Consider the following 23,396-nt stretch of genomic DNA (forward strand, 5'->3'; position numbering starts at 1 on the left):
GTGCTCCGCACACCTGTTGATCAGGTCATCAGCGTATCGGGAGCTACTGACATTCGTCGGCGGACGGCTGAAAGCCGCCCGCCGACACCGAAGGTTCTCCGAACTACGGGGCGTCGCCCGCCTCTTCGCGGATTCGCTCCGCGATCTGCGGAGGCATCGGCTCGTGCCGGGCGTACGCGCGGTTGAAGCGGGCCGTGCCGTGCGACAGGGAGCGGAGGTCCACGGCGTAGCGGCCGATCTCGATCTCGGGGACCTCGGCCCGGATCAGGGTGCGCCCGCCGGTCGTCTGTTCGGTGCCGAGCACACGGCCCCGGCGCCCGGACAGGTCGCTCATCACCGCGCCCACGTAGTCGTCGCCGACCAGCACGGTCACCTCGGCCACCGGTTCGAGGAGATGGATCTTCGCGTCGGCCGCGGCCTCCCGCAGGGCCAGCGCGCCGGCCGTCTGGAACGCGGCGTCCGAGGAGTCCACCGAGTGCGCCTTGCCGTCCAGCAGCGTGATCCGTACGTCGAGGAGCGGATGCCCGGCGGCAACTCCCTTGGCGGCCTGGGCCCTTACGCCCTTCTCCACCGAGGGGATGAACTGGCGCGGCACCGCGCCGCCGATGACCTTGTCCACGAACTCGATCCCCGTGCCGCCCGGCAACGGCTCGACCTCGATCTCGCAGATCGCGAACTGCCCGTGCCCGCCGGACTGTTTGACATGCCGGCCGCGCCCCTGCGCCTTGGCGGCGAACGTCTCCCGTAGGGAGACCTTGTGCGGTACGAGGTCGACCTGGACGCCGTAGCGACTGCGCAGCCGTTCCAGCGCCACGTCCGCGTGGGCCTCGCCGAGGCACCACAGGACGACCTGGTGGGTGTCCTGGTTCTGTTCCAGGCGCATGGTCGGGTCCTCGGCGACGAGCCTGCTCAGGCCCTGCGAGAGCTTGTCCTCGTCCGCCTTGCTGTGGGCCTCGATGGCGAGCGGCAGCAGCGGGTCGGGCATCTCCCAGGGCTCCATGAGGAGCGGGTCGTCCTTGGCGGAGAGGGTGTCGCCGGTCTCCGCGCGGCCCAGTTTCGCCACGCACGCGAGGTCGCCCGCGATGCAGTGCGTGAGGGCCCGCTGCTGCTTGCCGAAGGGCGCGGACAGGGAGCCGACGCGTTCGTCGACGTCGTGGTCCTCGTGCCCGCGGTCGGCGAGTCCGTGCCCGGAGACGTGGATCGTCTCGTCGGGGCGCAGGGTGCCCGAGAAGACGCGGACCAGGGAGACCCGGCCGACATACGGGTCGGAGGCGGTCTTCACGACCTCGGCGACCAGCGGACCGTTCGGGTCGCACGGCTTCAGCTCCCGCGCCCTGCCGTCGACCGTGGTGACCCCGGGCGCCTCGCGCTCCAGCGGGGTCGGGAAGCCGCCCGTGATCAGCTCCAGGAGCTCGACCGTGCCGAGGCCCTGCTTGGAGCCCTCGACGGCCGGGGCGGCGGCCAGCACGGGGAAGAACACCCCGCGCGCGACGGCCCGCTCCAGGTCCCCGATCAGCGTCCTGACGTCGATCTCCTCGCCGCCGAGATAGCGGTCCATGAGGGTCTCGTCCTCGCTCTCCGCGATGATCCCCTCGATGAGCCGGTTACGCGCCTCCTCGATCCGCGGCTGCTGGTCGGGCCCGGGCTCGGACTCCTTGCGCTCCCCGGACGCGTAGTCGAACAGCTTCTGCGACAGCAGCCCGACCAGACCCGTCACGGGCGCGTGCCCGTCGGGCCCCGGCGCGCCGTGCAGCGGCAGATACAGCGGGAGTACGGCGTCGGGGTCGTCCGCCCCGAAGGCCTCCGCGCAGGTCCGGGTCATCGTCTCGAAGTCCGCGCGCGCGGACTCCAGATGTGTGATGACGAGGGCGCGCGGCATGCCGACCGCCGCGCACTCCTCCCACACCATGCGGGTCGAGCCGTCCACGCCGTCGGAGGCCGAGACGACGAAGAGGGCCGCGTCCGCCGCTCGCAGACCGGCCCTCAACTCGCCGACGAAATCGGCGTATCCGGGGGTGTCGAGAAGATTGACCTTGTACCCGTCCCAGTCGACGGGCACCAGGGAGAGCTGCACCGAGCGCTGCTGCCGGTGCTCGATCTCGTCGTAGTCGGAGACGGTGCCGCCGTCCTCCACGCGGCCCGCCCTGTTCACCGCCCCCGCGGTCAGCGCGAGGGCCTCCACCAGAGTCGTCTTGCCCGATCCGGAGTGGCCGACCAGCACCACATTCCGTACGGACGCGGGGTGGTCGGCCGCTGTAGCCCTGCCGGCGGCTCCGGGGTGTGCGTTCGCCTTGTCGCCCATGGCCTTGCCTCCCGTGCACGGTGAGGTCACTGTGGGCGCGGACACACGCAGCCGCGTGCGGTGGCGGCTCCGATGACGCCCGCGGTGCTTCGAGCTTTCCACTCCCGTCACGGTGCGTCCATACAGCGGACGCGATCCGGCCGTGACACCGACGGCATCGCGTCGTGCCGCAGCCATTCACAACATGGGCGCGCGGGTGCCCGGCCGTCGCTCACGCGTGCGCGTGGCTACGATGGGCCAGCCGGTGGCCAGCAGGGGCCGCGCGGCGACACCGACCCTCGGGAAGGCCATGCTGAACAAGTACGCGCGTGCATTCTTCACGCGTGTCCTCACGCCGTTCGCCGCGTTTCTGATCCGCCGGGGTGTCAGCCCCGACACGGTCACCCTCCTCGGCACCGCCGGAGTGGTCGCGGGCGCGCTGGTCTTCTACCCCATGGGCGAGTTCTTCTGGGGCACGGTCGTGATCACACTGTTCGTGTTCTCGGACCTCGTCGACGGCAACATGGCCCGCCAGCTGGGCCGCTCCAGCCGCTGGGGCGCCTTCCTGGACTCCACGCTCGACCGGGTCGCCGACAGCGCGGTCTTCGGCGGCCTGGCTCTCTGGTATGCGGGCGGCGGCGACAACATCGCCCTGTGCGCGGTCTCCATCTTCTGCCTGGCCAGCGGCCAGGTGGTGTCGTACACCAAGGCGCGCGGCGAGTCGATCGGCCTGCCGGTGGCCGTCAACGGCCTGGTCGAGCGGGCCGAGCGCCTGGTGATCTCCCTCGTCGCGTGCGGTCTCGCCGGTCTGCACAAGTTCGGCGTCCCCGGCATCCAGTGGCTGCTGCCCGTCGCGCTGTGGATCGTCGCCGTGGGCAGCCTCGTCACGCTGATCCAGCGGGTCGTCACGGTCCGTCGGGAGGCCGCCGAGGCCGACGCCGCCGCAGCCCAGGAGACCGAGCAGCACAGCACCGGGGCGACTCCGTGAGCAGTGCCCGGGAGCGGCTGACGGACGCGCTGTACGGCCTCGGCTGGAGCACCGTCAAGAAGCTCCCCGAGCCGGTCGCGGCACGGCTCGGACACGCCATCGCCGACCTCGCCTGGAAGCGGCGCGGCAAGGGCGTACAGCGGCTGGAGAGCAACTACGCGCGCGTGGTGCCCGACGCGAGTCCCGAGCGGCTCGCCGAGCTCTCGCGCGCGGGCATGCGGTCGTACCTCCGCTACTGGATGGAGTCCTTCCGGCTCCCCGCCTGGAGCGCCGAGCGCGTCAGGACGGGCTTCGACCCCAAGGACGTGCACCACCTGACCGAGGGCATCGCCTCCGACCGGGGCGTCATCCTCGCGCTGCCGCACCTCGCCAACTGGGACCTCGCGGGCGCCTGGGTCACCACCGCCCTGGAGACACCGTTCACGACGGTCGCCGAACGCCTCAAGCCGGAGACGCTCTACGACCGCTTCGTCGCCTACCGCGAGGGCCTCGGCATGGAGGTCCTGCCGCACAGCGGCGGCACCGCCTTCGGCACACTCGCCCGGCGACTGCGGGACGGCGGCCTGGTCTGCCTCGTCGCCGAGCGCGACCTGTCCGCCTCCGGGGTCGAGGTCAAGTTCTTCGGCGAGGCCACCCGCATGCCCGCGGGACCTGCCCTCCTCGCCCAGCAGACGGGCGCGCTGCTGCTCCCGGTGACGCTCTGGTACGACGACTCGCCGGTCATGCGGGGCCGGGTCCATCCACCGGTCGAGGTGCCCGAGTCAGGCGACCGGGCCGAGAAGACGTCAGTCATGACACAGGCGCTGGCCGACGCCTTCGCCACCGGCATCGCCGACCACCCGGAGGACTGGCACATGCTCCAGCGGTTGTGGCTCGCGGATCTCGATCCCACGAAGGGACCCTCGTGAGGATCGGCATCGTCTGCCCCTACTCCTGGGACGTGCCCGGCGGCGTCCAGTTCCACATCAGAGACCTCGCCGAGTACTTCATCCGGCTCGGCCACGAGGTGTCCGTCCTCGCCCCGGCCGACGACGACACCCCGCTGCCGCCGTACGTCGTCTCGGCGGGCCGCGCGGTCCCGGTGCCGTACAACGGCTCGGTGGCCCGGCTGAACTTCGGCTTCCTGTCGGCCGCCCGGGTCCGACGCTGGCTGCACGACGGCGAGTTCGACGTCATCCACATCCACGAACCGACCTCGCCGTCGCTGGGCCTGCTGGCCTGCTGGGCGGCCTCGGGCCCGATCGTGGCGACCTTCCACACCTCCAACCCGCGCTCCCGGGCGATGATCGCCGCGTACGCGATCCTCCAGGCCGCGCTGGAGAAGATCAGCGCCCGGATCGCCGTGAGCGAGTACGCGCGCCGCACGCTCGTCGAACACCTCGGCGGGGACGCGGTCGTCATCCCGAACGGCGTCGACGTCGACTTCTTCGCCCGCGCCGAACCCAAGCCGGAATGGCAAGGGGAGACCATCGGCTTCATAGGGCGCATCGACGAGCCCCGCAAGGGCCTCCCGGTGCTGATGAGCGCCCTGCCGAAGATCCTCGCCGAGCGCCCGAACGCCAGGCTCCTGGTCGCCGGGCGCGGCGACGAGGAGGAGGCCGTCGAGACGCTGCCGAAGGAACTGCGCTCGCGCGTCGAGTTCCTCGGCATGATCAGCGACGAGGACAAGGCCCGCTTCCTGCGCAGCATCGACCTCTACGTAGCCCCCAACACCGGCGGCGAGAGCTTCGGCATCATCCTTGTGGAGGCCATGTCCGCGGGCGCCCCGGTGCTCGCCTCCGACCTGCCCGCCTTCGCCCAGGTACTCGACCAGGGCGCGGCCGGCGAGCTGTTCACCAACGAGGACGCGGACACCCTCGCCGAGGCCGCCGTACGGCTCCTGGGCGACCCCGGGCGGCTGGCGCAGCTGAGCCGGCAGGGGAGCGCGCATGTCCGGCGCTTCGACTGGTCCACCGTCGGGGCCGACATCCTGTCCGTGTACGAGACGGTGACCACCGGAGCGGCGGCCGTCGCCACCGACGAACGCACCGGACTCCGGGCGCGGTTCGGACTGGCCCGGGACTGAGGATGCCGGGCGGGGGCGTGCTGCTCTCCCCGCGCGCGGGGAGATCGGTTCGGATTTCCAACTGACCGTGCCCGTCGGCGGATCCGCCGACGGGCACCCGCGCGACCGCCCTGCCCGGCGGTGCGTTCCGTATGGGCGACGCGTACGACGAGGGCTACCCGGAGGACGGGGAGGGGCCGGCTCCGGCGTCACGGATCGCGCCGACCACCCCGACGGACGAAAGGACGGGGCGCGGGCGAGGTTCGGGTTGGCGCGGGACTGAGGGGCGGCGACTTCTCGTTGGTCGCCGGTACATCCAGCCCGTCCGGCGTTTGAGGACGAGGCAGTCCAGGCCGAAGCGGGGGCCCGGGGGCGGCAGCCCCCGGAACGCCCACACCGACAACCCCACCAACACTCCGTACGACACCCGGCCAACCCCGGTGGAACGGCCCGGTAGCCTTGCCGCCCGTGACTCCCACCCTGATCTGGATCCTCGTCGCCCTCGTGGCGATCGGCCTGTACCTGAGCTGGACCGCGGGCCGGCTCGACCGGCTGCACGTCCGGATCGACGCGGCCCGCGCGGCGCTCGACGCCCAACTGCTGCGCCGCGCCTCGGTGACCCAGGAGTTGGCCACCTCCGGAGTACTCGACCCGGCCGCCTCGATCGTCCTCTACGAGGCCGCGCACGCCGCCCGGCAGGCCGAGGAGGAGCAACGGGAGGTCGCCGAGAGCGAGTTGAGCCAGGCCCTGCGCGCCGTCTTCGCGGAGGCCCAGCAGGTCGAGGGCGTCCGCGAGGCACCCGGGGGAGAGGAGGCGGCCCGGGAACTGGCGGAGGCGGTACGGCGCGTCCCGATGGCCCGGCGCTTCCACAACGACGCGGTGGGCGCGGCCCGGCGTCTGCGGGAACACCGCAAGGTCCGCTGGTTCAGGCTCGCCGGACACGCCCCCTTCCCGATGGCCTTCGAGATGGACGACGAGCCACCGGCGGCACTGGTCGACCGGGCCGCGTAGGCAGGGAACCGAGGGGACCGACCGGCTCGGGCGAGCCGCGTGTGGTGCCTCCGGCCGAGCGGCGGAGGAGGCCGTGGCACCGGCCGCTGCTACGGCGGGCGGCGCGACAGGGAGCCGGTGACCGGCGACAACACGGCAGGCGGGCGCACCTGTACCCACGCCCGCGACACGATTCACCGGTGGGGCGCCGGGGCACACCGGTTCGAAAATGATCCACCGCCTACCCATTGGCCCTTGCTGTGGCCTGCGCCTCTCGCGTTTCCTCGGTACTGCAGCAACCCTCTTTCACCGAGTGAGGTCACCCCGTGTCCAGCACCCCCAGCTCCGCCCAGACTCCCGAGACCGGCACCGCGCGCGTGAAGCGCGGTATGGCCGAGCAGCTCAAGGGCGGTGTGATCATGGACGTGGTCAACGCCGAGCAGGCGAAGATCGCCGAGGACGCCGGTGCCGTGGCCGTCATGGCCCTGGAGCGGGTCCCCGCCGACATCCGCAAGGACGGCGGCGTGGCCCGGATGTCCGACCCGACGATGATCGAGGAGATCATCGAGGCGGTCTCCATCCCGGTCATGGCCAAGTCCCGCATCGGCCACTTCGTCGAGGCCCAGGTCCTGCAGTCCCTCGGCGTCGACTACATCGACGAGTCCGAGGTCCTCACCCCGGCCGACGAGGTCAACCACTCCGACAAGTGGGCCTTCACGACCCCCTTCGTGTGCGGTGCCACCAACCTGGGCGAGGCCCTGCGCCGCATCGCCGAGGGCGCCGCGATGATCCGCTCCAAGGGCGAGGCCGGCACCGGCAACGTAGTCGAGGCGGTTCGCCACCTGCGCCAGATCAAGAACGAGATCGCCAAGCTGCGCGGCTTCGACAACAACGAGCTGTACGCCGCCGCCAAGGAACTGCGCGCCCCGTACGAGATCGTCCGCGAGGTCGCCGAACTCGGCAAGCTCCCGGTCGTGCTGTTCTCCGCCGGTGGCGTCGCCACCCCCGCCGACGCCGCGCTGATGCGCCAGCTCGGCGCCGAGGGCGTCTTCGTGGGCTCCGGCATCTTCAAGTCCGGCGACCCGGCCAAGCGCGCCGCCGCCATCGTGAAGGCGACCACTTTCTACGACGACCCGAAGATCATCGCGGACGCGTCCCGCAACCTCGGCGAGGCCATGGTCGGCATCAACTGCGACACCCTCCCCGAGGCCGAGCGCTACGCCAACCGCGGCTGGTAAGACCAAAGGGTTTCGCACACATGACCGACGCACCTGTCATAGGCGTCCTGGCCCTCCAGGGCGACGTACGGGAGCACCTCATCGCCCTGGCCGCGGCCGACGCCGTGGCCAGGCAGGTCAGGCGCCCCGAGGAACTCGCCGAGGTGGACGGCCTCGTCATCCCCGGCGGCGAGTCGACCACCATCTCCAAGCTGGCCGTCCTCTTCGGCCTCATGGACCCCCTTCGCGCACGCGTGCGTGCCGGTATGCCCGTCTACGGCACCTGCGCCGGCCTCATCATGCTCGCCGACAAGATCCTCGACCCGCGCTCGGGCCAGGAGACGATCGGCGGCATCGACATGATCGTGCGCCGCAACGCCTTCGGACGGCAGAACGAGTCCTTCGAAGCCGCGCTCGACGTCAAGGGCGTTCCGGGCGATCCTGTGGAGGGCGTCTTCATCCGTGCCCCCTGGGTCGAGTCCGTCGGTGCCGAGACGGAGGTCCTCGCCGAACACGAGGGCCACATCGTCGCGGTCCGCCAGGGCAACGCGCTCGCCACGTCGTTCCACCCGGAACTGACCGGCGACCACCGCGTGCACTCCTTGTTCGTCGACATGGTGCGCGCGAACCTGGCTCCGGGGTCCTAGTAGGATCTCTGGGGTTCGTAAAGAGTTGGGTTACGCGAAGGAGACAGGCAGATGTCCGGCCACTCTAAATGGGCTACGACGAAGCACAAGAAGGCCGTGATCGACGCCAAGCGCGGCAAGCTCTTCGCGAAGATGATCAAGAACATCGAGGTCGCGGCCCGTACCGGTGGTGCCGACGTGTCCGGCAACCCGACGCTGTTCGACGCCATCCAGAAGGCCAAGAAGAGCTCGGTCCCGAACAAGAACATCGACTCCGCGGTCAAGCGCGGCGCCGGTCTCGAAGCCGGTGGCGCCGACTACGAGACGATCATGTACGAGGGTTACGGCCCCAACGGTGTCGCGGTGCTCATCGAGTGCCTCACCGACAACCGCAACCGCGCCGCCTCGGACGTGCGTGTCGCCATGACCCGCAACGGCGGCAACATGGCCGACCCCGGTTCCGTGTCGTACCTCTTCAACCGCAAGGGCGTCGTCATCGTCCCCAAGGGCGAGCTGGGCGAGGACGACGTCCTCGGTGCCGTGCTCGACGCGGGCGCCGAAGAGGTCAACGACCTGGGTGACACCTACGAGGTCATCTCCGAGGCCACCGACCTGGTCGCGGTCCGCACCGCCCTCCAGGACGCCGGCATCGACTACGACTCCGCCGACGCCAACTTCGTCCCGACCATGCAGGTCGAGCTCGACGAAGAGGGCGCCCGCAAGATCTTCAAGCTGATCGACGCCCTGGAGGACAGCGACGACGTGCAGAACGTCTTCGCCAACTTCGACGTCAGCGACGAGGTCATGGAGAAGGTCGACGCGTAACGCTGCCGCGAGCTGAGCGGTATCGGCGGGCCGGATGGGACACACGTCCCCCGGCCCGCCGCCGTTGTCGGTGGCAGCGGATAGCCTGGCGTGAAGTCAAAGATCACGTGCGGCTACGAAGAGGCGAAGGGGGGCGCGGTGCGGGTACTCGGAGTCGACCCCGGTCTGACGCGCTGCGGTGTCGGTGTCGTCGAGGGCGTCGCCGGCCGGCCGCTCACCATGGTCGGCGTCGGTGTCGTACGGACCCCGGCGGACGCCGAGTTGGGCCTGCGCCTGGTCGCCATCGAGCAGGGCATCGAGGCGTGGCTGGACGAGCACCGGCCCGAATGCGTCGCAGTGGAGCGGGTGTTCAGCCAGCACAACGTGCGCACGGTGATGGGCACCGCCCAGGCCAGCGCCGTCGCCATGCTCTGTGCCGCCCGGCGCGGCATCCCGGTCGCCCTGCACACCCCCAGCGAGGTCAAGGCCGCCGTCACCGGCAGCGGACGCGCCGACAAGGCACAGGTCGGCACCATGGTGACCCGGCTGCTCCGGCTCGACGCGCCCCCCAAGCCCGCCGACGCGGCCGACGCCCTCGCGCTCGCGATCTGCCACATCTGGCGGGCCCCCGCACAGCACCGCCTCCAACAGGCGGTCGCCCAGAACCGACTCCAGCAGGCCGTCGCCCTGCACGCGGCCGGAACATCGAAATCACCGAACGCCTCGAAAGGCCGTACCGCATGATCGCCTTCGTCAGCGGCACGGTCGCCGCACTCGCTCCCGACGCCGCGGTGGTCGAGGTCGGCGGTGTCGGCATGGCCATCCAGTGCACGCCGAACACCCTGTCCACGCTCCGGCTCGGCAAGCCGGCCAAGCTCGCCACCTCCCTGGTCGTGCGCGAGGACTCCCTGACCCTGTACGGCTTCGTGGACGACGACGAGCGCCAGATCTTCGAGCTGCTCCAGACCGCGACCGGCGTCGGCCCCCGGCTCGCACAGGCGATGCTGGCCGTGCACACTCCGGACGCGCTGCGCCGGGCGGTCGCCTCCGGTGACGAGAAGGCGCTGATGGCCGTGCCGGGCATCGGCAAGAAGGGCGCGCAGAAGCTGCTGCTGGAGTTCAAGGACCGCCTCGGCGCCCCCGTGGGGTCCGCCCCCGCGATCGGCGCCCCGGTCACCAGCGGCTGGCGCGACCAGCTGCACGCGGCCCTCATCGGCCTCGGGTACGCCACCCGCGAGGCCGAAGAAGCCGTAGCCGCTGTGACTCCCCAGGCGGAGGCCGCCGACGGTGCGCCGCAGGTGGGCCAGTTGCTGAAGGCGGCCCTGCAGACCCTGAACCGCGCCCGCTAGGAGACCTTTCAGTGAACTGGGACGACACGACCGACGAGACCGCCGCCGAGCGGCTGGTGGGCTCGGTCGCCGACCGCGAGGACCAGGCCGTCGAGGCCGCCCTGCGCCCCAAGGACCTGGGCGAGTTCATCGGCCAGGAGAAGGTCCGCGAACAGCTGGACCTGGTGCTGCGCGCCGCACGCGCGCGTGGCGCCACCGCCGACCACGTGCTGCTCTCCGGCGCCCCCGGCCTCGGCAAGACCACCCTGTCGATGATCATCGCGGCCGAGATGGGCGCCCCCATCCGCATCACCAGTGGCCCCGCCATCCAGCACGCCGGCGACCTCGCCGCGATCCTCTCCTCCCTCCAGGAGGGCGAGGTCCTCTTCCTCGACGAGATCCACCGCATGTCCCGGCCCGCCGAAGAGATGCTCTACATGGCGATGGAGGACTTCCGCGTCGACGTCATCGTCGGCAAAGGCCCCGGCGCCACCGCGATCCCCCTCGAACTGCCGCCGTTCACCCTGGTCGGCGCCACCACGCGCGCGGGACTGCTGCCGCCCCCGCTGCGCGACCGCTTCGGCTTCACCGCGCACATGGAGTTCTACGAACCCACCGAGCTGGAGCGCGTCATCCACCGCTCGGCCAACCTCCTCGACGTGGAGATCGACCCCGCCGGGGCCGCCGAGATCGCCGGCCGCTCCCGCGGCACCCCCCGCATCGCCAACCGGCTGCTGCGCCGCGTCCGGGACTACGCGCAGGTCAAGGCCGACGGCTTCATCACCCGGGACATCGCGGGCGCCGCCCTCAAGGTGTACGAGGTCGACGGCCGCGGCCTCGACCGGCTCGACCGCGGTGTCCTCGAAGCCCTGCTCAAGCTGTTCGGCGGTGGCCCGGTCGGTCTGTCCACGCTCGCGGTCGCCGTGGGGGAGGAGCGCGAGACCGTCGAAGAGGTCGCCGAACCCTTCCTCGTACGGGAGGGTCTGCTGGCCCGTACCCCGCGCGGACGCGTCGCCACCCCCGCCGCATGGGTGCATCTCGGCCTCACCCCGCCCCGCTCGTCAACCGGGGGAAACGGACAAGGGGACCTGTTCGGGGCGTGACGGCGGGGGCACTGGCCGGGTCAGGAACCCCGGTGCCATGCTGAGCGTTGTTCCATCAGCGTGGACTCGCTTAGACTCCGCCGATGCCGCCTTTGTGGGCGGCGCCGACCACCCCCATCCACCAGGCCGCTCCCGCCGCGGTCGTGCGAAGGAAATTCCGGCCCGTGAATATCGTGACCCTCCTCCCGTTCATCGTGCTCATCGGGGCCATGTTCCTGATGACCCGCTCTGCCAAGCGCAAGCAGCAGGCGGCCGCGTCGATGCGTAATGACATGCAGCCCGGCACCGGCGTCCGCACGATCGGGGGCGTGTACGCGACGGTCAAGGAGGTCAACGAGGAGACGGTTCTCCTCGACGCCGGCCCCGGCGTCGAGCTCCTCTTCGCGAAGAACGCGATCGGCGCCGTCCTCACCGACGACGAGTACAACCGCATCGTCCACGGCATCGAGCACGACCTGAAGGACGACGCCGACATCGTCCCGGACGACGCCTCCTCCCTCACCGAGACCGACGAGCCCGCCGCCGACTCTTCCGACGACAAGCCCATCGACCTCGGCAAGAAGGACGCGGCCGACGAGCCGGCCGACGCCACCGAGGAGCCGGCCGAGGCCGCCGAGGCCAAGACGGACGAAGAGCCGAAGAAGACCGACGGCGACTCCGACGCGAAGTAGTCACGTCCCGGGAGCGCGGCGCGACCCGCTCGCGCCCCGCGCACCCAGGGCACGTGCGTCGCTCGCACGGGATCCCGACACCATGTCATGGCCGCAGGCCGCGCTGACCCGGCGCGCAGCGGCCCGAGAGGGAGTACGAGAAGGTGGCAGCACCTAAGAGGGGCCGTAGCGCGAGCGCCCAGAGCAAGCCAGGGCGCTCGCTGGCCCTCATCCTGATCGCCATCGTGGCGCTCACCGGTGGCATGTTCGCATCCGGGCACACCACTCCGCGTCTCGGCATCGACCTGGCCGGCGGCACGAGCATCACCCTCCGGGCCGTCCCGGAGAAGGGCCAGGAGTCCGCGGTCAACAAGACCAACATGGACACCGCGGTCGACATCATGAACCGCCGTGTCAACGGTCTGGGTGTCTCGGAGGCCGAGGTCCAGACGCAGGGCACCAGGAACATCATCGTCAACATCCCCAAGGGCACGAACTCGGAGGAAGCGCGGCAGCAGGTCGGTACCACGGCCAAGCTGTACTTCCGCCCGGTCCTGGCCACGGAGGCCTCCGCGGGCGCCGCGACGGCGAGCCCGTCGCCCAGCGCGTCCAGCAGCGCCTCCAGCAGCTCGTCGAGCTCGGCCAGTCCCAAGGCGACCGGTTCCTCGTCCAGTCCCAAGGCGACCGGTTCCTCCACGACCCCGTCGGCCACCACCACCTCTCAGGGCCGTGCCGCCAGTGACGCCCTGAAGGCGGACTCCACCTCGTCCGCGAGCCCCAGCGCCACGGCCTCGGCGAGCGCCACCCCTTCGGCGACCAGCAGCAGCGCCGCCAGCGCGGCCGCCGCCCAGCTGGAGGCCCAGTACACGGCGCTCGACTGCTCCAAGAAGTCGGTCCAGAACACCGCCGGCAAGGACTCCAAGGCCACCGACGCGACCGTGGCCTGCGGCAAGGTCTCCGGCGTCTGGTACAAGTACCTGCTCGGACCCGCCGCCGTGGACGGCACCGACGTCAAGAAGGCCTCGGCCGTCTTCAACACGACGACGGCCGCCGGCTGGCAGGTCACCATGGACTTCACGGGCGGTGGCTCCAAGAAGTTCGCCACGATCACCGGCGAGCTGGCGAAGAACACCTCCCCGCAGAACGAGTTCGGCATCGTCCTGGACGGCCAGGTCGTCTCCAGCCCGTACGTCAGCTCGTCCATCACCGGCGGCAACGCGGAGATCTCCGGCAGCTTCACCCAGACCGAAGCCCAGAGCCTCGCCAACATGCTGTCGTACGGCGCCCTGCCGCTGACCTTCAAGGAGGACAGCGTCACCACGGTGACCGCGGCCCTCGGCGGTGAGCAGCTGCACGCCGGTCTGATCGCGGGCGCGATCGGCCTCGCGCTGGTCGTCCTCTACCTGCTGATCTTCTACCGCGGTCTGTCGGTCATCGCGATCCCCTCGCTGCTGGTCTCCGCGATCCTCACGTACGTGATCATGGCGCTGCTCGGCCCGGGCATCGGCTTCGCGCTGAACCTGCCGGCCGTCTGTGGTGCGATCGTCGCGATCGGTATCACCGCGGACTCGTTCATCGTGTTCTTCGAGCGCATCCGGGACGAGATCCGCGAGGGCCGCTCGCTGCGTCCCTCCGTCGAGCGGGCCTGGCCCCGTGCCCGGCGCACCATCCTGGTCTCCGACTTCGTGTCGTTCCTCGCCGCCGCGGTGCTGTTCATCGTCACCGTCGGCAAGGTCCAGGGCTTCGCGTTCACGCTCGGTCTGACCACCGTGCTCGACGTGGTCGTCGTCTTCCTCTTCACCAAGCCGCTGATGACCATCCTCGCCCGCAGGAAGTTCTTCGCGGACGGCCACAAGTGGTCCGGCATCGACCCGAAGGCGCTGGGCGCCAAGCCGCCGCTGCGCCGCACCCGCCGCCCCGCCGGTTCTGCCGCGGGCCCTGTCGACCCGAAGGAGGCGTGACATGTCGAAGCTCGGCAACCTCGGCGCCCGACTGCACCGTGGCGAGGTCGGGTACGACTTCGTCGGCAATCGCAAGATCTGGTACGGCATCTCGATCCTGATCACCATCACGGCCATCCTCGGTCTGACGGTGCGCGGCCTGAACATGGGCATCGAGTTCCAGGGCGGCGCCGCCTTCACCACGCCGAAGGGCATGAGCGCCTCGGTCAGCCAGGCCGAGAAGTACGCCCAGGACGCCTCCGGCCACGACGCGGTCGTCCAGAAGCTCGGCGACGGCAGCCTGCGCATCCAGATCGCCGGCATCGACACCGACAAGTCCGACGGCATCAAGGCGCAGCTGGCGAAGGACCTGAACGTCAGCTCGGAGAACATCGCCGCGGACCTGGTCGGCCCCAGCTGGGGTGACCAGGTCGCCAACAAGGCCTGGGAGGGCCTGGCGATCTTCATGGTGCTGGTCGTGATCTACCTGGCGATCGCCTTCGAGTGGCGCATGGCCCTGGCCGCGCTCGTCGCCCTGATCCACGACATCACCATCACCATCGGCATCTACGCCCTCGTCGGCTTCGAGGTCACGCCCGGCACGGTGATCGGTCTGCTCACGATCCTCGGTTACTCGCTCTACGACACGGTCGTCGTCTTCGACAGCCTCAAGGAGCAGACCAAGGACATCACCAAGCAGACCCGCTGGACCTACAGCGACATCGCCAACCGCTCGATCAACGGCACGCTGGTGCGTTCCATCAACACCACGGTCGTCGCGCTGCTGCCGGTCGCGGCCCTGCTGTTCATCGGCGGCGGCTTCCTCGGCGCGGGCGTGCTCAACGACATCTCGCTGTCGCTGTTCGTCGGCCTCGCGGCCGGTGCGTACTCCTCGATCTTCATCGCCACGCCGCTCGTCGCCGACCTCAAGGAGGCCGAGCCGCAGATCAAGGCGCTCAAGAAGCGCGTCCTCGCCAAGCGCGCCCAGGCCGCCGCGCAGGGCGAGCAGCCGGAGCCCGAGGTCACCGACCGCTCGGACGACGACTACGACGACGAGCCGGAGGACGCGGCGGCGGTCGTGGGCCCGCGCACGCAGCCGGCGTCGCGCAACCGCGGCCGTGGCCGTCCCTCGGGGAAGCGCCGATGACGGACATCCAGGAGCTGCTGCTCAGCCGTATCCGGGATGTCGCGGACTACCCGGAGCCGGGGGTGATGTTCAAGGACATCACCCCGCTCCTGGCGGACCCGGCCGCGTTCACGGCGCTCACGGACGCGCTCGCCGAGATCGTCGTGAGCACCGGCGCCACCAAGGTCGTAGGCCTGGAGGCGCGCGGCTTCATCCTCGGTGCCCCGGTGGCCGTCCGCGCGGGCGTCGGCTTCATCCCCGTACGCAAGGCGGGCAAGCTCCCCGGAGCCACCCTCAGCCAGGCGTACGACCTGGAGTACGGCTCCGCCGAGATCGAGGTGCACGCGGAGGACCTGTCGGTCGGCGACCGCATCCTGATCGTCGACGACGTCCTGGCCACGGGCGGCACCGCCGAGGCCTCGATCCAGCTGATCCGCAGGGCGGGCGCCCAGGTCGCCGGCCTCGCGGTCCTGATGGAACTGGGCTTCCTCGCGGGCCGCGCCCGCCTGGAACCGGCCCTGGACGGCGCCCCGTTGGAAGCGCTGCTGGTGGTCTGAAGCCGACAGCACGTCCTGCGGCGCTATTCGTGAACGGCCGTCCCGGTACCACCGGGGCGGCCGTTCACATACCGCCAGGGGCACTGTGCGGCTCCGCCGCGTGGACGCGACGGGCCGCGATGCTGCGCCGGTAAGGCGCCTCCGCCCCCCCTGTTGCTCGCCGTGCGGCGGGTCATGATGGTGCCGTGGTCGATCAGGCACATCCGCCCCCCGGCGTCGCTCGCGGCGCAGCGGACCACGAGGCCGCCGCGGTCCGCCGGACACCTCCACGCCTCCCTGTGTCGCTCGCCGTGCGGCGGGCCACGAGGGTGCCGCGGTCGGTCAGACACCTTCGCCCCCGCCTGGCCCGCCGTGCGCTTCCGCCAGCTGTGTCGCTCGCCGTGCGGCGGGCCACGAGGGTGCCGCGGTCTGTCAGACACCTTCGCCCCCGCCTGGCCCGCCGCGCGCCTCCGCCCCCCGCCTCGCTCGCAGCGCGACGGGCCGTGCCGTGGTCGGCCAGGCACCTCTGCCTCCTCCGTCGCGCGCCCCGAAACACCCCCGCCGGACACCTTCAAGGCGCCCCCACGTCACCTCCGGAATGCCGGCGGCAGCCCCTCGTGTTTCATCGGTAGACGGCCCTCACATCGGCCTGAAGGCGAGCTCGGAGCCCGGGATCGCTACCATGGGCACTCCGGAGCCTGACCGGGGGACCCGGATCGCGCACGAGGAGTCCTCTTGGCAGACGAGGCCCAGCCCCTGACCGCCGCCAAGCCCGAGCCCACCCCGGGCCCCGCGGCGGAGCCCGCGCCCGGCGCGACGACCGCGCCCAGCGAGCCGCGCGGGACGGCGGAGCACGCCCAGACGGCGCCCGCAGACAAGGTGGCCGAACCTCCGCGTCCCAAGCCGGACCAGCCCGAGCGCCCGGCGGCCACCCCCGCGCCCCGGCCCACCGCCGGTCAGCCCGCACGCACCGGCGGCGGCTCCTCCAACCGCGTCCGGGCCCGCCTGGCCCGCCTCGGCGTCCAGCGCTCCAACCCGTACAACCCGGTCCTGGAGCCCCTGCTGCGGATAGTGCGCAGCAACGACCCGAAGATCGAGACGGCCACCCTCCGTCAGGTCGAGAACGCCTACCAGGTCGCCGAGCGCTGGCACCGCGGGCAGAAGCGCAAGAGCGGCGACCCGTACATCACGCACCCGCTGGCCGTGACGACGATCCTGGCCGAGCTGGGCATGGACCCGGCGACCCTGATGGCCGGCCTGCTGCACGACACCGTCGAGGACACCGAGTACGGCCTCGAACAGCTCCGCCGCGACTTCGGCGACTCCGTCGCCCTCCTCGTCGACGGCGTCACCAAGCTGGACAAGGTCAAGTTCGGCGAGGCCGCGCAGGCCGAGACCGTGCGCAAGATGGTCGTCGCCATGGCCAAGGACCCTCGGGTTCTCGTCATCAAGCTCGCGGACCGGCTGCACAACATGCGTACCATGCGCTACCTCAAGCGCGAGAAGCAGGAGAAGAAGGCGCGCGAGACCCTGGAGATCTACGCGCCGCTCGCCCACCGCCTGGGCATGAACACCATCAAGTGGGAGCTGGAGGACCTCGCCTTCGCGATCCTCTACCCCAAGATGTACGACGAGATCGTCCGGCTGGTGGCCGAGCGGGCACCGAAGCGTGACGAGTACCTGGCCATAGTGACCGACGAGGTCCAGACCGACCTGCGCGCCGCCCGCATCAAGGCGACCGTCACCGGCCGCCCGAAGCACTACTACAGCGTCTACCAGAAGATGATCGTCCGCGGTCGCGACTTCGCGGAGATCTACGACCTGGTGGGCATCCGCGTCCTCGTGGACACCGTCCGCGACTGCTACGCGGCCCTCGGCACCGTGCACGCGCGATGGAACCCGGTCCCCGGCCGGTTCAAGGACTACATCGCGATGCCCAAGTTCAACATGTACCAGTCGCTGCACACCACGGTGATCGGCCCCAACGGCAAGCCCGTCGAGCTCCAGATCCGCACGTTCGACATGCACCGCCGCGCCGAGTACGGCATCGCCGCGCACTGGAAGTACAAGCAGGAGGCCGTCGCCGGCACCTCCAAGGTGCGCTCGGAGACGCCCAGGACCACCGGCAAGGACGACCACCTCAACGACATGGCGTGGCTGCGCCAGTTGCTCGACTGGCAGAAGGAGACCGAGGACCCGGGCGAGTTCCTGGAGTCCCTGCGCTTCGACCTGTCCCGCAACGAGGTCTTCGTCTTCACGCCGAAGGGCGACGTCATAGCGCTCCCGGCCGGAGCGACCCCGGTGGACTTCTCGTACGCGGTGCACACCGAGGTCGGCCACCGGACCATAGGAGCACGGGTCAACGGGCGGCTCGTACCGCTCGAATCCACCCTGGACAACGGCGACTTGGTGGAGGTCTTCACCTCCAAGGCACCCGGCGCCGGCCCCTCCCGCGACTGGCTCGGCTTCGTCAAGTCGCCGCGCGCCCGCAACAAGATCAGAGCCTGGTTCTCCAAGGAGCGCCGCGACGAGGCGATCGAGCAGGGCAAGGACGCCATCGCCCGCGCGATGCGCAAGCAGAACCTGCCGATCCAGCGCATCCTGACCGGCGACTCCCTCGTCACGCTCGCGCACGAGATGCGCTACCCCGACATCTCCTCGCTGTACGCGGCGATCGGCGAGGGCCATGTCGCCGCGCAGAACGTCGTACAGAAGCTGGTGCAGGCGCTCGGTGGCGAGGAGGCGGCCACCGAGGAGATCGACGAGAGCGTGCCGCCGGCGCACGGCCGCGGGCGCAAGCGCCGGTCCAATGCCGACCCGGGTGTCGTCGTCAAGGGCGTCGACGACGTGTGGGTCAAACTGGCCCGTTGTTGTACGCCCGTTCCCGGCGACCCCATCATCGGTTTCGTCACGCGCGGTAGCGGCGTATCGGTTCACCGCAGCGACTGCGTCAACGTGGAGTCACTGTCCCGCGAACCGGAGCGCATCCTGGAAGTCGAGTGGGCGCCCACCCAGTCGTCGGTCTTCCTGGTCGCCATCCAGGTCGAGGCCCTGGACCGCTCCCGGCTCCTCTCGGACGTCACCCGTGTCCTGTCCGACCAGCACGTCAACATCCTCTCCGCGGCCGTCCAGACCTCCCGCGACCGTGTCGCCACCTCCCGCTTCACCTTCGAGATGGGCGACCCCAAGCACCTGGGCCACGTCCTGAAGGCCGTCAGGGGCGTCGAGGGCGTCTACGACGTCTACCGCGTGACGTCGGCGCGCAACAAGTCGTAGAGCGTACGCGGAAGGGGCTCCCGTACGTGATGTACGGGAGCCCCTTCTCCGTGCCTACGACGCGTGTCTACGACCGTGTCAGCCGCCGAACTCCTGGAGGCCCTTCAGAGCCTGGTCCAGCAGGGCCTGGCGGCCCTCCAGCTCGCGCTCCAGCTTGTCGGCGCGGGAGGTGTTGCCCTGGTTCCGCGCCTGCTCGATCTGGCCCCTGAGCTTGTCCACGGCGGCCTGGAGCTGACCGGTCAGACCCTCGGCACGCGCGCGTGCCTCCGGGTTCGTCCGACGCCACTCGGTCTCCTCGGACTCCTGGAGGGCCCGCTCGATCGTGTGCATCCGGCCCTCGACCTTCGGGCGGGAGTCACGCGGCACATGGCCGATGGCCTCCCAGCGCTCGTTGATCGAGCGGAAGGCCGCGCGGGCCGCCTTCAGGTCGGTGACCGGCAGGAGCTTCTCGGCCTCCTCGGCCAGCTCCTCCTTGAGCTTCAGGTTCTCCGTCTGCTCGGCGTCCCGCTCGGCGAAGACCGAGCTGCGGGCGGCGAAGAAGACGTCCTGGGCACCGCGGAAGCGGTTCCACAGATCGTCCTCGTGCTCGCGCTGGGCGCGGCCCGCCGCCTTCCAGTCCGCCATCAGTTCGCGGTACCGCGCGGCCGTGGGACCCCAGTCCGCCGAGGCCGACAGACCCTCGGCCTCGGCGACCAGCTTCTCCTTGGTCTTGCGGGCCTCCTCGCGCTGCGCGTCCAGCGACGCGAAGTGCGCCTTGCGGCGCTTGGAGAAGGCCGACCGGGCGTGCGAGAAGCGGTGCCACAACTCGTCGTCCGACTTGCGGTCCAGGCGCGGCAGACCCTTCCAGGTGTCCACCAGGGCGCGCAGCCGCTCACCGGCCGCCCGCCACTGGTCGGACTGCGCCAGCTCCTCCGCCTCGACGACCAGCGCCTCCTTGGAGTGCCGGGCCTCGTCGGACTGCTTGGCGCGCTGCTGCTTGCGCTCCTCGCGGCGCGCCTCGACGGTCTCCACGAGCTTGTCCAGCCGGACCCGCAGCGCCGCGAGGTCGCCCACCGCGTGGTGGGCGTCGACCTGCTCGCGCAGATGGTCGACGGCGGCCTGCGCGTCCTTCGCCGACAGGTCGGTGGTCTTCACTCGCTTCTCGAGGAGGCCGATCTCGACAACCAGGCCCTCGTACTTGCGCTCGAAGTAGGCCAACGCCTCGTCGGGGGAGCCGGCCTGCCAGGAACCGACGACCTGCTCGCCGTCGGCCGTACGCACGTACACGGTCCCCGTCTCGTCGACGCGTCCCCACGGGTCGCTGCTCACAGCGCCTCCTCCACATGATGCCTGCACAGGGCCTCTGTGCCCCCGGGCATCGTCCACAGTTTCGTCACGGCCAACATAGGCGACCGGCGGGTTGCCTGTCCGCATCCCGCGCGACCGAAATTTCGCTGTTGACGGTCAGGATTTGGTGACGGTCGCCTTGTTGATCACGACCGTCGCGTTCGGTGCCCCGTCGCCCGCGCCCGTGCTCTCACCGGCCGCCGCGATCTTGTTCAGGACCTTCATCCCGGAGGCCGAGATGGTACCGAACGGGGTGTAACTGGCCGGGAGCTGGCTGTCCTTGTAGACGAGGAAGAACTGGCTGCCGCCGGTGTGCTTCTGACCGGTGTTGGCCATCGCCACTGTCCCCGCAGGGTAGTTCCCGCCCTTGAGGCTCGTGTCCTTCAGGTTCTCGTCCGGGATCGTGTAGCCGGGACCGCCGCTGCCCGCGCCCGTCGGGTCGCCGCACTGCAGCACGTAGATGCCGCTGGTGGTGAGCCGGTGGCACTTCGTGTGGTCGAAGAAGCCCTTGCCCGCAAGGAAGTTGAACGAGTTCACGGTGTGCGGCGCGGCCGACGTCTTCAGCGCGATGTCGATGTCACCGCAGGTCGTCGCCAGCTTCATCGTGTACTTGGCCGACTTGTCGATCGTGACCGCCGGTTCCTTCTTCCAGGTCTCCGTCTTGATCTTGCCGGCCGCCGGCTTCGCGCACGGGTCCGGTGCCTTCTTCGTCGCCGAGGCACTGGGCGTGGGCGTCACGTCCGCGCTCGCGTTGGACTTGTCGTCGTTCTTCATGACCCCGGTCGTGTACAGCGCCACGCTGCCGATCACGATCACGCCGAGCACCGACGCGATCACCGAGTTGCGCGCACGCGCCTTGCGTCGAGCGGACGTACGCCGCTGCTGCTGCCGCAAGAACTTCTCCCGCGCGAGCTGCCGCTTCCGCTGTTCCTGGGTGACCACCGGATTCTCTCCTCATGCGTCTCGTACGTCGACTGGGACGCGTGCGTCTTGTGAGCCGACCGCCTGCGTGTGCCCCGTACCGTATATGGGTTCGCTGAGGATTCGGCAGCGCCGGTAGGCTCTGACCACTGACGCAGGGATCCTTATTCCCTCCCGTATCGACACAACGAAGGACGATCGTGCTCATTGCCGGGTTCCCCGCCGGGGCCTGGGGGACGAACTGTTATCTCGTCGCCCCCGCCGTCGGTGAGGAGTGCGTGATCATCGACCCGGGCCATCAGGCCGCCCAGGGAGTCGAGGAAGCGCTCAGGAAGCATCGGCTCAAGCCCGTCGCGGTCGTCCTCACCCATGGCCACATCGACCATGTGGCCTCGGTCGTCCCGGTGTGCGGCGCGCACGACGTGCCGGCCTGGATCCACCCCGAGGACCGGTTCATGATGAGCGACCCCGAGAAGGCGCTCGGCCGCTCGATCGGGATGCCGCTGATGGGCGAGCTGACCGTGGGGGAGCCCGACGACGTCAAGGAGCTGACCGACGGCGCACGGCTGGAGCTGGCGGGCCTGGAGTTCTCGGTCGCGCACGCGCCCGGCCATACCAAGGGGTCGGTGACGTTCCAGATGCCGGAGAACCCGGAGATCCCCTCCGTGTTCTTCTCCGGGGATCTGCTCTTCGCCGGCTCCATCGGACGCTCCGACCTGCCCGGCGGCTCCCACGCCGAGATCCTCGACTCGCTGGCCCGTGTGTGCCTGCCGCTCGACGACTCGACCGTGGTGCTGTCCGGCCACGGCCCCCAGACGACCATCGGCCAGGAGCGTGCCACCAACCCGTACCTGCGGGAAGTGGCCGCCGGCGGCCAGGGAGCCCAGGACGCTCCCCGACGAGGAATGTGACGAGAGACTTTTCGTGAGTACTTTCCAGGCCCCCAAGGGCACGTACGACCTGATTCCGCCGGAGTCGGCCAAGTACCTCGCCGTGCGCGAGGCCATCGCCACCCCGCTGCGCAACTCCGGCTACGGCTACATCGAGACGCCCGGCTTCGAGAACGTCGAGCTGTTCGCGCGCGGTGTCGGTGAGTCCACCGACATCGTGACCAAGGAGATGTACGCCTTCGAGACCAAGGGCGGCGACAAGCTCGCCCTGCGCCCCGAGGGCACGGCCTCCGTACTGCGCGCGGCACTTGAGGCCAACCTGCACAAGCTGGGCAACCTCCCGGTCAAGCTCTGGTACTCGGGCTCCTACTACCGCTACGAGCGCCCCCAGAAGGGCCGTTACCGCCACTTCTCCCAGGTCGGTGCCGAGGCGATCGGTGCCGAAGACCCGGCGCTGGACGCCGAGTTGATCATCCTGGCGGACCAGGCGTACCGCTCGCTGGGCCTGCGCGACTTCCGCATCCTCCTCAACAGCCTGGGCGACAAGGAGTGCCGTCCGGTGTACCGGGAGGCGTTGCAGAATTTCCTCCGGGGTCTGGACCTCGACGAGGAGACGCTGCGCCGCGCGGACATCAACCCGCTCCGGGTCCTGGACGACAAACGCCCGGACGTCCAGAAGCAGTTGACGGACGCCCCGCTGTTGCGCGACTACCTCTGCGACGCCTGCAAGGCGTACCACGAGGAGGTCCGCGAGCTGATCACGGCGGCGGGCGTCGCCTTCGAGGACGACCCGAGACTGGTCCGGGGCCTGGACTACTACACCCGCACGACCTTCGAGTTCGTCCACGACGGTCTGGGTTCCCAGTCCGCGGTGGGCGGCGGCGGTCGTTACGACGGCCTCTCCGAGATGATCGGCGGTCCCGCACTGCCCTCCGTGGGCTGGGCGTTGGGCGTCGACCGCACGGTCCTCGCCCTGGAGGCGGAGGGCGTCGAACTCCAACTCCCCGCGTCCACCAGCGTGTTCGCGGTCCCGCTGGGCGAGGAGGCCCGCCGCGTCCTCTTCACCAAGGTGACCGAACTGCGCAAGCTGGGCATCGCGGCCGACTTCTCCTACGGCTCCAAGGGGCTCAAGGGCGCGATGAAGAACGCCAACCGGAGTGGCGCCCGCTACACGATCGTCGCCGGGGAGCGTGACCTTGCCGAGGGGGTCGTGCAGCTCAAGGACATGGAGTCCGGGGAGCAGTCGGCGATTGGCGTGAACGAGATCGTGGCTGAGCTGGAGTCGAGGCTGGGGTGAGGTGGAGTGGGGGCGGGGACTGTTTTCTTCGCCCCCGCCGCCCCTACCCGTCC

20 protein-coding genes are annotated in these 23,396 nt (G+C 70.3%); 17 read left to right on the forward strand and 3 right to left on the reverse strand.

Annotation, left to right across the window (positions count from 1 at the left end; all coding sequences use genetic code 11):
• Window positions 1-103 precede the first annotated feature (103 nt).
• Window positions 104-2,302 carry an elongation factor G-like protein EF-G2 gene (locus ACIQBL_RS41655; protein WP_401952358.1) on the reverse strand — a complete coding sequence of 733 codons (2,199 nt, stop codon included), beginning with the start codon at window positions 2,300-2,302 and terminating at the stop codon, window positions 104-106.
• A gap of 232 nt (window positions 2,303-2,534) precedes the next feature.
• On the opposite strand from ACIQBL_RS41655, the gene pgsA reads away from it, so the two are divergent.
• The 15 genes from pgsA (at window position 2,535) to ACIQBL_RS41730 (ending at window position 18,909) form a co-directional block, all read left to right on the forward strand.
• Window positions 2,535-3,269: a phosphatidylinositol phosphate synthase gene (gene pgsA, locus ACIQBL_RS41660; RefSeq protein ID WP_401952692.1), complete on the forward strand. Its 735-nt coding sequence runs from the start codon at window positions 2,535-2,537 to the stop codon at window positions 3,267-3,269.
• Window positions 3,266-4,177, forward strand: a complete 912-nt coding sequence (locus ACIQBL_RS41665) for a phosphatidylinositol mannoside acyltransferase (protein WP_401952361.1) — start codon at window positions 3,266-3,268, stop codon at window positions 4,175-4,177. The genes pgsA and ACIQBL_RS41665 overlap by 4 nt, the downstream gene beginning before the upstream one ends.
• Window positions 4,174-5,334: a glycosyltransferase family 4 protein gene (locus ACIQBL_RS41670; protein WP_401952363.1), complete on the forward strand. Its 1,161-nt coding sequence runs from the start codon at window positions 4,174-4,176 to the stop codon at window positions 5,332-5,334. The genes ACIQBL_RS41665 and ACIQBL_RS41670 overlap by 4 nt, the downstream gene beginning before the upstream one ends.
• 447 nt (window positions 5,335-5,781) lie before the next feature.
• Complete coding sequence (locus tag ACIQBL_RS41675; protein ID WP_401952366.1) at window positions 5,782-6,324, forward strand: hypothetical protein; 543 nt, start codon at window positions 5,782-5,784, stop codon at window positions 6,322-6,324.
• Window positions 6,325-6,629: 305 nt separating this feature from the next.
• Window positions 6,630-7,541 carry a pyridoxal 5'-phosphate synthase lyase subunit PdxS gene (gene pdxS, locus ACIQBL_RS41680; RefSeq protein ID WP_401952368.1) on the forward strand — a complete coding sequence of 304 codons (912 nt, stop codon included), beginning with the start codon at window positions 6,630-6,632 and terminating at the stop codon, window positions 7,539-7,541.
• A 20-nt stretch (window positions 7,542-7,561) separates the two neighbouring features.
• Window positions 7,562-8,167, forward strand: coding sequence for a pyridoxal 5'-phosphate synthase glutaminase subunit PdxT (gene pdxT / locus ACIQBL_RS41685; RefSeq protein ID WP_401952371.1), 606 nt, complete (start codon window positions 7,562-7,564; stop codon window positions 8,165-8,167).
• Window positions 8,168-8,218: 51 nt separating this feature from the next.
• A complete protein-coding gene (locus ACIQBL_RS41690) occupies window positions 8,219-8,971 on the forward strand; it encodes a YebC/PmpR family DNA-binding transcriptional regulator (protein ID WP_401952373.1) in 753 nt (250 codons plus the stop codon).
• Between the two features lie 138 nt (window positions 8,972-9,109).
• Window positions 9,110-9,694 carry a crossover junction endodeoxyribonuclease RuvC gene (gene ruvC / locus ACIQBL_RS41695; protein ID WP_401952695.1) on the forward strand — a complete coding sequence of 195 codons (585 nt, stop codon included), beginning with the start codon at window positions 9,110-9,112 and terminating at the stop codon, window positions 9,692-9,694.
• Window positions 9,691-10,299 carry a Holliday junction branch migration protein RuvA gene (ruvA, locus tag ACIQBL_RS41700; protein WP_401952375.1) on the forward strand — a complete coding sequence of 203 codons (609 nt, stop codon included), beginning with the start codon at window positions 9,691-9,693 and terminating at the stop codon, window positions 10,297-10,299. The genes ruvC and ruvA overlap by 4 nt, the downstream gene beginning before the upstream one ends.
• Window positions 10,300-10,310: 11 nt before the next feature.
• Window positions 10,311-11,381, forward strand: a complete 1,071-nt coding sequence (ruvB, locus tag ACIQBL_RS41705) for a Holliday junction branch migration DNA helicase RuvB (RefSeq protein WP_401952377.1) — start codon at window positions 10,311-10,313, stop codon at window positions 11,379-11,381.
• Between the two features lie 164 nt (window positions 11,382-11,545).
• Window positions 11,546-12,052: a preprotein translocase subunit YajC gene (yajC, locus tag ACIQBL_RS41710; protein ID WP_401952379.1), complete on the forward strand. Its 507-nt coding sequence runs from the start codon at window positions 11,546-11,548 to the stop codon at window positions 12,050-12,052.
• Between the two features lie 143 nt (window positions 12,053-12,195).
• A complete protein-coding gene (secD, locus tag ACIQBL_RS41715; protein ID WP_401952382.1) occupies window positions 12,196-13,992 on the forward strand; it encodes a protein translocase subunit SecD in 1,797 nt (598 codons plus the stop codon).
• A gap of 1 nt (window position 13,993) precedes the next feature.
• Window positions 13,994-15,118, forward strand: a complete 1,125-nt coding sequence (gene secF, locus ACIQBL_RS41720; protein ID WP_401952385.1) for a protein translocase subunit SecF — start codon at window positions 13,994-13,996, stop codon at window positions 15,116-15,118.
• A complete protein-coding gene (locus tag ACIQBL_RS41725; protein ID WP_401952387.1) occupies window positions 15,115-15,654 on the forward strand; it encodes an adenine phosphoribosyltransferase in 540 nt (179 codons plus the stop codon). Before secF ends, ACIQBL_RS41725 begins: the two co-directional genes overlap by 4 nt.
• Window positions 15,655-16,368: 714 nt before the next feature.
• Window positions 16,369-18,909, forward strand: coding sequence for a RelA/SpoT family protein (locus tag ACIQBL_RS41730; RefSeq protein ID WP_401952390.1), 2,541 nt, complete (start codon window positions 16,369-16,371; stop codon window positions 18,907-18,909).
• Window positions 18,910-18,987: 78 nt separating this feature from the next.
• Here ACIQBL_RS41730 and ACIQBL_RS41735 read toward each other — a convergent pair whose 3' ends face one another.
• Complete coding sequence (locus ACIQBL_RS41735; protein WP_401952392.1) at window positions 18,988-20,217, reverse strand: DUF349 domain-containing protein; 1,230 nt, start codon at window positions 20,215-20,217, stop codon at window positions 18,988-18,990.
• Between the two features lie 135 nt (window positions 20,218-20,352).
• Window positions 20,353-21,177 (reverse strand): peptidylprolyl isomerase, encoded by an 825-nt coding sequence (locus ACIQBL_RS41740; protein ID WP_401952395.1) that lies wholly within the window; start codon window positions 21,175-21,177, stop codon window positions 20,353-20,355.
• Window positions 21,178-21,356: 179 nt separating this feature from the next.
• Here ACIQBL_RS41740 and ACIQBL_RS41745 point away from each other — a divergent pair, with 179 nt between their 5' ends.
• Window positions 21,357-22,067 carry an MBL fold metallo-hydrolase gene (locus ACIQBL_RS41745; RefSeq protein WP_401952397.1) on the forward strand — a complete coding sequence of 237 codons (711 nt, stop codon included), beginning with the start codon at window positions 21,357-21,359 and terminating at the stop codon, window positions 22,065-22,067.
• Window positions 22,068-22,080: 13 nt separating this feature from the next.
• Window positions 22,081-23,343, forward strand: coding sequence for a histidine--tRNA ligase (hisS, locus tag ACIQBL_RS41750; RefSeq protein ID WP_401952400.1), 1,263 nt, complete (start codon window positions 22,081-22,083; stop codon window positions 23,341-23,343).
• Window positions 23,344-23,396 lie beyond the last annotated feature (53 nt).

It is taken from the genome of Streptomyces sp. NPDC088350 (assembly GCF_044753545.1).
In the GTDB taxonomy this organism is placed as follows: Bacteria; Actinomycetota; Actinomycetes; order Streptomycetales; family Streptomycetaceae; genus Streptomyces.